The sequence below is a fragment of the Mesorhizobium sp. M2E.F.Ca.ET.209.01.1.1 genome, assembly GCF_004010375.2.
In the GTDB taxonomy this organism is placed as follows: Bacteria; Pseudomonadota; Alphaproteobacteria; order Rhizobiales; family Rhizobiaceae; genus Mesorhizobium.
In genome coordinates this window covers 1-295 of sequence record NZ_SADP02001090.1, presented here as the reverse complement: position 1 = coordinate 295, position 295 = coordinate 1, and the positions used below count along the sequence as shown (strand labels likewise).

Sequence of the window (295 nt, the reverse complement as noted above, 5' to 3'; positions counted from 1 at the left end):
GCCCGGAGTTCCGCGTTGTGGCGCGCGGCGGCGTGCGTCGCGGCATCCGGCTGGAACGCGCCTTCTGGGTGTCGCTGAAGCAGATGGCGGAAAACCGCAAATGCACGATCGGCATGCTGGTCGAGGAGATCGCCGAACAGCATCCCGACCATGGCAATCTCACCTCGGCGATCCGGGTCGCCTGCATGCGTGGCCTTGCCGAGGAAAGCATGGAGCTGCGCAAGCTCGCTTCGATCCGCACCATCAATGCGATCCTGATCGCCTGCCCCTCGCCCGCCTTCGCGTTGTCTTCGTC

At 65.4% G+C, this 295-nt stretch carries 1 protein-coding gene; it reads left to right on the top strand.

Annotated elements, in window-relative coordinates; all coding sequences use genetic code 11:
* The coding region (locus EN852_RS39245) for a ribbon-helix-helix domain-containing protein (protein ID WP_189546638.1) at positions 1-295 on the top strand (295 nt) is incomplete at both ends.